This window comes from Caulobacter sp. GW821-FHT10E02, assembly GCF_059415225.1.
Window position 1 is genome coordinate 1,079,628 of sequence record NZ_JBWKMV010000001.1, and the last position, 11,230, is coordinate 1,090,857.

An 11,230-nucleotide genomic window follows, 5' to 3' on the forward strand; every position below is an offset into this window, starting at 1 on the left:
GGCTACTCCGCCGCCACGGCCACGCCGCCGAAGCGCTGGGCGCGGGCGGCGTTGGAGCGCAGGTCCGAGAAGCTCTGGGCCACCAGCGGATAGTCGGCGGGCAGGCCCCACTTGGCGCGGTACTGCTCTTCGGACAGGCCTAGCTGGCTCAGGTGCCGGCGCAACGAGCGATAGCGGCGGCCGTTCTCGAAGCTGACGATGGCGTCATGCGTGATGCTGGCGGCGATCTGGTCGGGCGTCGGCGGCTCGACCGGCAAGGTCGCGGCGGCCGGGCCGGAGAACACCGCTTCCAGCGCGGCATAGGTGCGGGCGCTCAGCGCCGGCAGGTCGTCCGGCGAGACGGCGTTGCGGCTGAGATAGGCGCACAGCACTTGGGCGGCGATCTCGGCGGCGCGTTCCTGGGCTTTGTTCATTGGCGGTCTCCTCTCTCTGGTTTGTTTCTATGGAAGGGACCCAGGGGCGGATCGCACCCCTGGGCCAGTTGACGGACGCGCGGGTGGGTCTCAGTGCGCGCCCGCGGCTCTCAAGCGATCTCCGAAGGCGCAGGACGGCGGCAGCTCGACCTTGACGCCGGCCCGGGCCTTGCCTTTCAGCCAGTCGCTGAGGGCTTCGGCGACCGTGTGGTCCAGGCTGGTCAGGCCGCGCGTGTCCAGCTTCAGCCGGCCGTTGTTGCGCGCGCCATCCAGGACCTTGGCGATCTTGGGCAGCTGGATGAACGTGGCCGCGCCTTCCAGACGGATCTCGCTCTCGTCGGGGCCCAGCTCGCGCTGGAACACCTTGAGGCGCATCTTGGTCAGGTTCGGGATCAGCTCCAGCAGCGTCAGGCCCATGCCGACCAGCACGCCGGTCAGCAGGTCCGTGGCCACGACCATCACGAAGGTCGCGCCCCAGATCATGGCCGGCAGCAGGCCGTAGCGGGCGAACAGGTGACGGACGTGCTGCAGGCTGACCAGCTTCCAGCCCGTGACGACCAGCACGCCGGCGAGGGCGGCGCTGGGCACCATGCGCAGCAGCCAGGGCAGCAGGGCGACGAAGGCCAGGATCCACACGCCGTGCAGAATGGCCGACATACGGGTCATGGCGCCGGCCTGGACGTTGGCCGAGCTACGCACGATCACACCGGTCATCGGCAAAGCGCCGACCAGGCCGCACAGCATGTTGCCGACGCCCTGGGCGCCCAGCTCCTTGTTGTACTTGGTGCGCTCGCCGTCGTGCATGCGGTCCACGGCGGCGGCCGACAGCAGGGTCTCGGCCGAGGCGATGAAAGCCACCGCGATGGCGGTCACCAGCAGCATCGGATCGGACATGCGGGCGAAGTCGGCGACGCCGGGAATGGCGATGGCCGCGGCGATCGATTCCGGCACGACGATCTTCTGGACGTCCAGGCCCAGGACCGTGGCCAGCACGGTGCCGGCGACGACGCCGAGCAGGGCGCCCGGGACCAGCTTCAGCGCCTTGGGACGGAACTTCTCCCACAGCAGGATCGAGCCGATCGTCACCACGCCGACGGCCAGGGCGGCCTCGACCTGGGTCAGGGTCGCGAACTGCACGCCGGCCAGGGCGCCGGGGATGGCGGCCAGGTTCTGCAGGCCGTGGGCCTTGGGCGAGTCGCCGAACAGGACGTGGAACTGGCCCGCGACGATCAGCACGCCGATACCGGCCAGCATGCCGTGCACGACGGCCGGCGAGATGGCGCGGAACCAGTTGCCGAGCTTGGCGGCGCCGGCGAGCAGCTGGATCAGGCCGGCGACCATCAGGATCGGACCCAGCATGGACAGGCCGTGCTTGGCGACGATCTCGAAGACGATGACGGCGAGGCCGGCGGCGGGGCCGCTGACCTGCAGGGGCGAGCCGGCCAGGGCGCCGACGATGACGCCGCCGATGATGCCGGTGACGAGGCCGCGTTCGGCCGGAACGCCGGAGGCGACGGCGATGCCCATGCAGAGGGGCATCGCCACCAGGAAGACGACGATCGACGCGATGAAGTCACGCGACAGGATCGTCGAGAAGCCCGGCTTTACGCTGGAAGCGGGTACAGAAGCCTGGGTCATTCGGCGGCGATGCCCAGGTGGTCGGCGGCGACCATGCGGCGCGAGGGGCGCTGGGCGACGGGCAGGGGAGCGCCTTCGTAAACTTGCTCGAACTGGCCGGTGTCGCCGTTATAGGCCTGGATCTGGCCGGTCTCGATCTCGAAGAACCAGCCGTGCAGGGTCAGCTTGCCCTGGGCGATGGCCGAGGCCACCGACGGGTGGGTGCGCAGGTGGTTGAGCTGAACGACGACGTTTTCCAGCGACAGGGCGCGGGTCGTGCCGTGCTCGTCCAGGCCGTGATAGGCGTTGCAGACGACGCTGTGGGCCGCGTGGGCATGGCGCAGCCAGGCGGCGACGTTCGGCATCTTCTCCAGGGCAGCCGGGTTCGAGAACGCTTTCATCGCGCCGCAGTCCGAGTGGCCGCAGACGACGATGTCGCGGACGCCCAGCGCCATGACGGCGTATTCGACCGCCGACGAGACGCCGCCGTTGGCTTGACTGAAGGGCGGGACGATGTTGCCGGCGTTGCGGCAGACGAACAGATCGCCCGGCGCGGCCTGGGTGATCAGTTCAGGGACGACGCGGCTGTCGGCGCAGGAGATCATCAGGGCCGAAGGGCTCTGACCGTGGCTGGCCAGGCGTTCGTAGAGGGCGCTCTGGGCGGGGAAGACCTGGCCGCGAAAGAGAGCGGCGCGTTCGAGAAACTGTTCCAAGGGACCTCCGTCGACTGATCGCCGCGACGCCCAAAAGGGGGATGAACGTCGCGGCGAGCGTTACGGCGAGAAGCGCCGGACGCGTCGATGAAGGTCGTTCTGCGTCTTTGCTGCGATGCAGCGGCTTTGTGACAAAGGATGTCCGCTAGAGCGCGGGCAGGCGCAGCTCGACGCGCAGGCCGCCCTGCTGGCGGTTCTTCAGCACCAGGACGCCGCCCTCGCGCTGCAGGATCTGCTGCACGATGGTCAGGCCAAGACCCAGGCCCGCCGTGTTGCGAGTGCGAGCGCTGTCCAGGCGATGGAAGGGCTGCAGGACGTGGGCCATCTCGGAGGCGGGGATGCCGGGGCCGCTGTCCTCGACGGCCAGGACCGCCGTGTCGCCATCGCGCGTCAGGGTGATAGCCGCGTCGCCGCCATAGTGCAGGGCGTTGTCGACAATGTTGCTGATCGCCCGCTTCAGCGACACCGGCCGGCCCAGGACGGGCAGATGTTCGAGGCCCGTATAGGTCGCCGGCCGCTCGGCGTCGGTGGCGTTATCGACCAGGGTCATGGCGATGGCGGCCAGATCCGTTCGCCGCTGCGGCTCGGGATCTTCCTGGCCGCCCAGATAAGCCAGCAGCGAGTCGAGCATGGCCGTCATCTCGTCGACATCGGCTTCCAGCGCCTCGCGGGCGGTGGCGTCCTGCACGAATCCGGCCCGCAGGCGCAGGCGGGCCAGGGGCGTGCGCAGGTCGTGGCCGACCGCCGCCAGGGCTTCTGTGCGAGTGTTCAGCAGGCCGGCGATGCGGTCCTGCATGGCGTTGAAGGCCTTGGCCACCAGCTTCAGGTCGCCGGCGCCGCTCTCGGCGATGCTGACATGCGCGCCTTGCCCGACCTTGTCGGCGGCCTCGGCCAGGGCGCGCAGGGGGCGGCTGAGATTGCGCAGCACCAGGGTGGCGGCGATGATCACGCCCAGGCCCAGGGTGAAGGCCGAGCCGACGCCGCTCAGCAGCACGGCCCAGGGCGCGACGTGGATGCGGGTGTTCAATGTCATCCAGCTGCCGTCGCGCAGCTGAAGGGCGACCTTCAGATGGGTGTCGCGGGGCACGGCGTGGTCGATGCCGGCGCGAAGGCGCAGCTCGCGGCCTCGCAGGCCGGGCTCGGCATCGAGGAACTCCTCGCGGAAGTCGTTCTCGGACTTGCGACCGCCGTCGACCAGGGTGGGCAGGACCGACCAGCTCAGCTGGGTGGCCCGGGTGGACATCACGGCCGCCCGCGCCGCGCGTTCGCCCTGAGGCGCGTCTTCCAGGAGCGCCTCGGCGGTGACCAGCTGTTCGGCCACGCGCTTGGTCTGGTTCTCGATGTCGGGATAGAGGCGGCTGTGCTCGAACAGGATCGAGCTGCCGATGAACTCCAGGGCCACGGCCAGCATCAGGACCAGGGTGACCTGGCCCACCAGACGCTGAGGCCACAGCCGCAAGGGCTTCATCGGCGTTCGACGGCCGCAGTGAAGATGTAGCCGACGCCGCGCACGGTGCGCAGCAGCGGTTCGGCCTGGCCGACTACGGCCAGTTTGCGGCGCAGTCGGCTGACCAGCACGTCGATGCTGCGGTCCGAGGCGTCGGAGAAGCGGGCGCGCGACATCTCCAGCAGGCGCTCGCGGCCGATCACCCGCTGGGGCGAGCTGACGAACGCTAGCAGCAGGTCGAACTCGGCGCCCGACAGATCGACAAAAGCGCCGTCCGGCGACAGCAGCTCGCGGCGGCCCGGATCCAGGCTCCAGCCGGAGAAGGTCATGCGCTGGTGGCCGCGCGGCTGGCTCGATTGCGAACCGGCCTGCGTCCGGCGCAGGATGGCGCGGATGCGGGCGATTAGCTCCTTCTTGCTGAAGGGCTTGCCGATATAGTCGTCGGCGCCCAACTCCAGCCCGATCAGGCGGTCGGTCTCGTCCTGACGTGCACTGAGCATGACGATCGGCACGTCGCTCTCGCGGCGGACCATCCGGCACAGATCGAAGCCGTTGCTGCCCGGCAGCATGACGTCGAGCAGGATAAGGTCGACGGCGTTGGTCTCCAGCACCCGCGCCATCTCGGCGCCATGGCCGGCGCTGAGCGGCTGGAAGCCCTCCTCGCGCAGCAGACGCATCAACAGGGTGCGCAGGGACGGATCGTCCTCGACGACGAGAACCGTGGGGGCAATTGGCGCGGTCGCCAAGTCGCGCGGCAGCGCGATCGTTCCGGGGCCAGAAGAATCCATATGCTCAGGCTACTTAGGCGCCATAGCGCCGGTCACAAGACTGGAGCCGACGATTTCTCGCCGGCTCCAACCCAAAAGCGGGGGATACTCTCGTATCCCGCGAAACTGGGCCCTCGCGCGCATTTTGCAGGTAGGGGAGCACGCGAGGGCGGGCCGTCGGAGATGATGAAGCTCCGGCGACCGTCCGGGACACCGCGCTAGCTGGCGCGGCAGGTGTCGGGGGCTTCCTTGGACTCGGCGCTGGCCTTGTCGGCGGATTTCTGCGGGGCGCAGTCCGCGGCCGCCTGGGCCTCGGCGGCGGCGCGCTTCTGCAGGTTCTTCTTCATGACCTCCTCGGTGAAGGTCAGGCCGGTGCCGGCGGGGCCGGCCATGGCCGGGGTGGCCAACAGGCAAGCGGCGACGAGGCCGAGGGATGCGAAGGCTTTCATAGGGAAACAGACTCCAGGGAACTGGGAACGCGGGGGATTAGCCGCCCGCCGTGGTGTCGGCCTGCGCCTGGCTGGCGGGCAGGGTGCGGCGGTAGGTGTCGACGGCCTTCAGCAGGCCCTCGATCTCGGCGTGGGTGATGGCGGTGCGGTGCTCGTAGCCCTTGCCCGAGGTGAACTTGAAGGCCCAGGCGCCCGGCGTGGCGGCGGCGCGGCGCAGCTCGCTTTCGCTGATGCCGAACGAGACCTCCTCGCGGCACACTTCCGGCGCTTCGAACAGGAAGCAGTGGCTGGCGTTGTCGCGGATCTTGGTCAGCGGCGCTTCGACCGGCCATTGGCCCGTCTGGTACGAGACCTCGGTGAAGCCGCGGATCGAGCCCGGATAGATGAGGGTCTGGCGCACTTCGAAGCGGGTCGCGCCCGAGCGCTTGTCGACGACCGCCCGCAGGTGGTTGTCGTTGCGGGGCGACTTGAACATGCCCTTGCCGGTCTGGAAGCCGCGCTCGGTGCTGACCACGGTCTCGATGTCGAGCGGGTCGTCAATGACCTGGGTCTTGGCGTGGAAGTGGTCGGCCGACAGGGCGGTTTGCTTGGCGGGCAGGCGGACGGTTTCGGCGCTCGCGGCGCCGGCGACGGCGAATCCAGCGATAGCGGCCAGGGCCAACAGGCGGGTGTGTGTCTTGCTCATCCTTGTTCTCCCGAACAGGGGCCGCGCCATCGGGGAGCGGCCTTTCAACACGTTCGAGAGTGGCGAGGCCGCCTTGCGGCTCTGCATCGCGATTGTGACAAAGCATGACAGGCAATGCCCGGTCGGCATGACGAACTTCGATTTCGGCATGGGCGAACGGGGGGCGTGTCTCCTAGTCTCCGGCAAAATTCTGGGAGGCGAGTATGCGAAACGGTCTGATCACGGCGACCGCGTTGGCGGGCGGTCTGTTGCTGCTGGGTAACGCCGCCCAGGCCCAGTCGACCAACAAGTTCCCCGCCAAGATCTGCGACGTCCGTGAGTACGGCGCCGGCGGCACGCGCATCTGGTTCGACACCGAGGCCTTCCAGAAGGCCATCGACACCTGCGCGCAGGCCGGCGGCGGCACCGTGCGGGTGACGCGCGGCGAATACCTGATCGGCCCGATCTGGCTGAAGTCCAACATCCGCCTGGAAATCCAGAAGGGCGCCGAGGTGTTGGCCGGCACCGACGCTTCGCTGTTCCCGCAAGGCGAGCGCGTGGGCGTGATCAATGTCGATGGGGCCGAGAACGTCGCCCTCGTCGGCGAGGGCCTGGTCGACGGCCAGGGCCAGGTCTGGTGGGAGCGGATCCGCGCCGTGTGGCGCTCGATCCCCGACTACGCCACCAACGGCCAGGCCCGCCAGCAGCAGAAGGACGAGCGTCCGCGCCTGGTCTGGATCAACAAGAGCAAGAACGTCCTGTTCGAGGGTCTACGCTTCGAGAACTCGCCGTCGTTCCATCTGGTGATCAACAACAGCGACTACATCACCATCAACAAGGTCCGCATCACCGCGCCGGCCCACGCGCCGAACACCGACGCGATCGACCCGATGAATACGCGCCACGTCGTGATCACCAACAACGTCATCAGCGTCGGCGACGACATCGTGGCCATCAAGTCGAACGGCCCCGACGCGCGCTATCCGGACGCGGTGTCGTCCGACATCCTGATCGCCAACAACACCATCCTGGAAGGTCGCGGCATCTGCATCGGCAGCGGCTCCAGCGGCGGCGTCCAGCGCGTGCGGGTCGAGAACAACACCTTCGAGGGCTCGATGTACGGCCTGCGGATCAAGTCGATGCGCGGCAAGGGCGGGACGATCAAGGACGTGGTGTTCAAGAACAACACCATGAAGGACGTCGAGACCCCGCTGGTCTTCACCAGCTACTACGAGTACAGGCCGCTCGACATCGCCTCGGCCGAGAAGCAGCTGCAGCCGGGCGGCTTCATCCTGGGCAACCAGATCTGGCCGGGCCCGACCGATCCGGCCCAGCCGTTCGTCCGTGACAAGACGCCGGACATGTCGGGCATCGTCGTCGACGGCGTCACCGCCACCGGCGCGGACCTGGCCGGCATCATCGTCGGCCTGCCCGAGAAGCCGATCGGCATCACGCTGAAGAACATCAAGATTTCGGCCAAGAAGGGCCTGCTGGTCCGCAACGCCGAGGTGGTGACGCAGGCCGTGGCGATCGCCTCGACCGACAAGACGCCGCTTCGGCCCGAGGCCGGTGGTGTGATCAAGGCCGGGAAGTAGGCCTCAGCCGTTCACGGCCAGCGCGTCGCCTTCGGGCGGCGCGTCGTCCGTTCCCTTGAACGCCCCCAACTCCGACCAGAAACCCTCGGCCGCCAGGCTTTGGCGAGCGGCGGGGCGGAAGACGCGGATGTCGACCGCGACGTCCCATTCGGTCCCGCCGGCGCGGACCAGGCGGCCCTCGGAGACTTCGAGTTCGGCCAGCGTCGCCGGCAGCCATGCCACGCCGCGTCCGTCACGGGCCATCGGCATCAGGCTGGCGGCCAGGCGAGCCGAGAACACCTCGCGCAGGCCCGAGGCGCGATCGACGAACCGCTGCGATTCCAGGATCCGGCCCAGGCCTGACTCGGCGCTGTAGCCCAGATACGGGATGTCGGCGTCGTCCTCCGACAGCCTCCAGCGCGGCTTGCCCGCTTCATCGGGCGCACAGAACGGGACGAGCGCATCCCGACCCACCACCACCGAACGGAACTGCGAGCCGAAGCGCCCCGGCGCGGCGGCATGGTGATGGCACAGCAGGAACTGCGCCTGGCCGTGCAGCATCAGCTCCTCGCAGGCCTGCATGCTGTCGGAGATCAGGCGCACGGGCCCCAGCGGCGCGCGCGACTCCAGCAGGCGCATCCACTGCGGGAAGAAGGTGTAGGACAGGGCGTGGGTGGCGGCGAAGCGCAGGGTCGCGGCCTCCTTGCCGCCGGCCTCGCGCGCTTCGCGGCGCAGCTGGATGATCCGGCGGATCAGCTCGTCGGCCCCGGTGCGGAACTGCTGGCCGGCGGCGGTCAGGGCTACGCCGTTGGCGGTGCGGTCGAACAGCGGCGCGCCGATGCAGTCCTCCAGCGCCCGGATGCGACGGCTGAAGGCGGGTTGGGTGACGTTGCGGTTCTCGGCGGCGCGCGAGAAGTTGCCCGTCTCGGCCAGGGCCACGAAATCTTCCAGCCAGATCAGTTCCATGGATGATGCCTGTTACGCATAGCGACCGTCGAGAATGGCATTGGCCCGTCGAAAGGGTGTCGGCCTAGGGTTTGCCCGACAAGTGGAGAACCCCGTGCGCATTCTAGACATCCGCGAGAAGACGGTCTCAATCGCCTCGCCGATCGCCAACGCCTATATCGATTTCTCGAAGATGACCTGTTCGGTTGTCGCCGTCATCACCGATGTCGTGCGCGACGGCAAGCCGGTCATTGGCTACGGCTTCAACTCCAATGGCCGGTACGGGCAGGGCGCCCTGATGCGCGAACGCTTCCTGCCGCGCCTGGCCGAGGCCAAGCCCGAGAGCCTGATCGACGAGAAGAACGACAACCTCGACCCGTTCGCCATCTGGAACACCCTGATGACGAACGAGAAGCCGGGCGGTCACGGCGAGCGCTCGGTGGCGGTCGGCACGATCGACATGGCCGTCTGGGACGCCGTCGCCAAGATCGCCGAGAAGCCGCTGTACCAGCTGCTGGCCGAGCGCTATCGCGGCGGCCAGGCCGACGACAAGGTCTGGGTCTACGCCGCCGGCGGCTACTATTATCCGGGTAAGGACGACGCCCAGCTGCAGGCCGAGATGCGCAGCTATCGCGACCGCGGCTACAAGGTCGTCAAGATGAAGATCGGCGGCGCCTCGCTGGACGTCGACCTGCGTCGCATCGAGTCGGTGCTGGAGATCGTCGGCGACGGCCAGAACCTGGCGGTGGACGCCAACGGCCGCTTCGACCTGGAGACGGGTCTGGCCTATGCCGAGGCCCTGAAGCCCTACAATCTGTTCTGGTACGAAGAGGTCGGGGACCCGCTGGACTACGCCCTGCAGGCCGAGCTTTCGAAGCACTACGAGTTGCCGATGGCGACCGGCGAGAACCTGTTCTCGCACCAGGACGCCCGCAACCTGCTGCGCCACGGTGGCATGCGTCCGGACCGCGACTATCTGCAGTTCGACTGCGCCCTGTCGTACGGCCTGGTCGAGTATCTGCGCACGCTGAAGGTGCTCGACGAGAACGGCTGGTCGTCGCGCCGGATCGTGCCCCACGGCGGCCATCAGATGTCGCTGAACATCGCCGCCGGCCTGCACCTGGGCGGCAACGAGTCCTATCCCGACGTTTTCAAGCCGTTCGGCGGCTTCGCCGACGGCATCCGGGTCGAGAACAGCTATGTCGGCCTGCCGGACGTCCCGGGCGTCGGCTTCGAGGCCAAGTCGGAGCTCTACGCCCTGATGCGCACCCTGACCGAGGATGTCGCCCACCGCGCGGCCTGATACGAGCACTGAAACGGGACGACCCGGCGAAGACAGCCGGGCGTCCTCGGGGGGACTAACCACTTGAACGCCAAGCGCCTGCTCTCGCAGATCTACATCCAGGTCCTGATCGGTATCGTGATCGGGGCCCTGGTCGGCTATTTCTTCCCCCAGGTCGGGACGGCGATGAAGCCGCTGGCCGACGGCTTCATCAAGCTGATCAAGATGCTGCTGGCCCCGATCATCTTCGGGACCGTGGTGGTGGGCATGGCCCGCATGGGCGACCTCAAGGAGGTCGGCCGGATCGGCGCCAAGGCCCTGATCTATTTCGAGGTGCTGTCGACCATCGCCCTGGTGATCGGCCTGATCGTCGTCAATCTGGTCAAGCCGGGCGTCGGGATGAACATCGACGCCGGGGCCCTGGACGGCAAGCAGCTGGCGACCTTCACCGAGGCGGCCAAGGAGCAGGGGATCATCCATTTCCTGCTGGAGATCATTCCCACCACCTTCGTCGACGCCTTCGCCAAGGGCGCGATGCTGCAGGTCATCCTGCTGTCGGTGCTGACCGGCGTGGCCGCCAGCCAGATGGGCGAGCGGGCCAAGCCGATGGTCGACTTCATCGACGTCTTCCTGGAAGCCCTGTTCAAGATCGTCGGCATCGTCATGCGCCTGGCGCCGCTGGGCGCGGGGGCGGGGATTGCCTTCACCATCGGCAAGTACGGCCTGGACACCCTGTGGTCGCTGGGCCGCCTGCTGCTGGCGCTCTACATCACCTCGGCGGCCTTCGTGATCATCGTGCTGGGCCTAGTCATGCGCTCGACGGGCCTGTCGTTCTGGAAGTTCCTGGGCTTCATCCGCGAGGAGATCTTCGTCGTTCTGGGCACCTGCTCGACCGAGGCGGTGCTGCCCAAGCTGATGCAGAAGCTGGAAAAGATGGGCTGCGCCAAGCCGGTCGTGGGTCTGGTCCTGCCGGCCGGCTACACCTTCAACGCCGACGGCACCTGCATCTACCTGACCCTGGCCACGGTGTTCGTGGCCCAGGCGACCAACACCCACCTGTCGATCTTCGACCAGGTGGTGATCCTGGGCGTGCTGCTGCTGACCTCGAAGGGGTCGGCGGGCGTGGCGGGCGCCGGCTTCATCACCCTGGCCGCGACGCTGTCGACCCTGCACGCGATCCCGGTCAGCGGCCTGGTGCTGCTGCTGGGCGTCGATCGTTTCCTCAACGAGGCGCGGGCGGTGACCAACCTGATCGGCAACAGCGTCGCCACGGTGGCGATCGCCAAGTGGGACGGGGCCCTGGACATGGACCAGGCTCGCGCGACCCTGAAACAAGCTTAGTGAGTAAGAAGGAGCACC

At 68.1% G+C, this 11,230-nt stretch carries 11 protein-coding genes; 3 read left to right on the forward strand and 8 right to left on the reverse strand.

What is annotated here, in order from left to right:
• Window positions 1-2: 2 nt before the first annotated feature.
• From AC07NI_RS04775 to AC07NI_RS04805, 7 genes are all read right to left on the reverse strand, one after another.
• Window positions 3-413 (reverse strand): Ros/MucR family transcriptional regulator, encoded by a 411-nt coding sequence (locus AC07NI_RS04775; RefSeq protein ID WP_494616552.1) that lies wholly within the window; start codon window positions 411-413, stop codon window positions 3-5.
• Window positions 414-503: 90 nt separating this feature from the next.
• Window positions 504-2,051 (reverse strand): SulP family inorganic anion transporter, encoded by a 1,548-nt coding sequence (locus AC07NI_RS04780; protein ID WP_494616553.1) that lies wholly within the window; start codon window positions 2,049-2,051, stop codon window positions 504-506.
• Window positions 2,048-2,743, reverse strand: a complete 696-nt coding sequence (locus AC07NI_RS04785; RefSeq protein ID WP_125157796.1) for a carbonic anhydrase — start codon at window positions 2,741-2,743, stop codon at window positions 2,048-2,050. The genes AC07NI_RS04780 and AC07NI_RS04785 overlap by 4 nt, the downstream gene beginning before the upstream one ends.
• A gap of 145 nt (window positions 2,744-2,888) precedes the next feature.
• Window positions 2,889-4,211: an ATP-binding protein gene (locus AC07NI_RS04790; RefSeq protein ID WP_494616555.1), complete on the reverse strand. Its 1,323-nt coding sequence runs from the start codon at window positions 4,209-4,211 to the stop codon at window positions 2,889-2,891.
• Window positions 4,208-4,978, reverse strand: a complete 771-nt coding sequence (locus tag AC07NI_RS04795; RefSeq protein WP_494616557.1) for a response regulator — start codon at window positions 4,976-4,978, stop codon at window positions 4,208-4,210. The genes AC07NI_RS04790 and AC07NI_RS04795 overlap by 4 nt, the downstream gene beginning before the upstream one ends.
• 197 nt (window positions 4,979-5,175) lie before the next feature.
• Window positions 5,176-5,406, reverse strand: a complete 231-nt coding sequence (locus tag AC07NI_RS04800; RefSeq protein ID WP_494616558.1) for a hypothetical protein — start codon at window positions 5,404-5,406, stop codon at window positions 5,176-5,178.
• Between the two features lie 37 nt (window positions 5,407-5,443).
• Window positions 5,444-6,091 carry a hypothetical protein gene (locus AC07NI_RS04805; RefSeq protein ID WP_494616559.1) on the reverse strand — a complete coding sequence of 216 codons (648 nt, stop codon included), beginning with the start codon at window positions 6,089-6,091 and terminating at the stop codon, window positions 5,444-5,446.
• A gap of 203 nt (window positions 6,092-6,294) precedes the next feature.
• Between AC07NI_RS04805 and AC07NI_RS04810 the strand changes: the two genes are divergently transcribed.
• Window positions 6,295-7,665: a glycoside hydrolase family 28 protein gene (locus AC07NI_RS04810; RefSeq protein ID WP_494616560.1), complete on the forward strand. Its 1,371-nt coding sequence runs from the start codon at window positions 6,295-6,297 to the stop codon at window positions 7,663-7,665.
• Window positions 7,666-7,668: 3 nt separating this feature from the next.
• Here AC07NI_RS04810 and AC07NI_RS04815 read toward each other — a convergent pair whose 3' ends face one another.
• Window positions 7,669-8,610: a LysR family transcriptional regulator gene (locus AC07NI_RS04815; RefSeq protein WP_494616561.1), complete on the reverse strand. Its 942-nt coding sequence runs from the start codon at window positions 8,608-8,610 to the stop codon at window positions 7,669-7,671.
• A 94-nt stretch (window positions 8,611-8,704) separates the two neighbouring features.
• Here AC07NI_RS04815 and AC07NI_RS04820 point away from each other — a divergent pair, with 94 nt between their 5' ends.
• Together AC07NI_RS04820 and dctA are read left to right on the forward strand one after the other, a co-directional pair.
• Complete coding sequence (locus AC07NI_RS04820) at window positions 8,705-9,892, forward strand: mandelate racemase/muconate lactonizing enzyme family protein (RefSeq protein WP_494616562.1); 1,188 nt, start codon at window positions 8,705-8,707, stop codon at window positions 9,890-9,892.
• Between the two features lie 63 nt (window positions 9,893-9,955).
• The gene (gene dctA / locus AC07NI_RS04825) at window positions 9,956-11,212 is read left to right on the forward strand and encodes a C4-dicarboxylate transporter DctA (RefSeq protein WP_494616563.1); all 1,257 of its coding nucleotides are present in this window, start codon (window positions 9,956-9,958) and stop codon (window positions 11,210-11,212) included.
• The last annotated feature ends 18 nt before the right edge of the window (window positions 11,213-11,230 follow it).

Coding starts and splice junctions, on each gene's coding strand:
- AC07NI_RS04775 (WP_494616552.1), bottom strand. CDS start 413: ATGAACAAAGCCCAGGAACGCGCCGCCGAGATCGCCGCCCAAGTGCTG.
- AC07NI_RS04780 (WP_494616553.1), bottom strand. CDS start 2,051: ATGACCCAGGCTTCTGTACCCGCTTCCAGCGTAAAGCCGGGCTTCTCG.
- AC07NI_RS04790 (WP_494616555.1), bottom strand. CDS start 4,211: ATGAAGCCCTTGCGGCTGTGGCCTCAGCGTCTGGTGGGCCAGGTCACC.
- AC07NI_RS04795 (WP_494616557.1), bottom strand. CDS start 4,978: ATGGATTCTTCTGGCCCCGGAACGATCGCGCTGCCGCGCGACTTGGCG.
- AC07NI_RS04800 (WP_494616558.1), bottom strand. CDS start 5,406: ATGAAAGCCTTCGCATCCCTCGGCCTCGTCGCCGCTTGCCTGTTGGCC.
- AC07NI_RS04805 (WP_494616559.1), bottom strand. CDS start 6,091: ATGAGCAAGACACACACCCGCCTGTTGGCCCTGGCCGCTATCGCTGGA.
- AC07NI_RS04810 (WP_494616560.1), top strand. CDS start 6,295: ATGCGAAACGGTCTGATCACGGCGACCGCGTTGGCGGGCGGTCTGTTG.
- AC07NI_RS04815 (WP_494616561.1), bottom strand. CDS start 8,610: ATGGAACTGATCTGGCTGGAAGATTTCGTGGCCCTGGCCGAGACGGGC.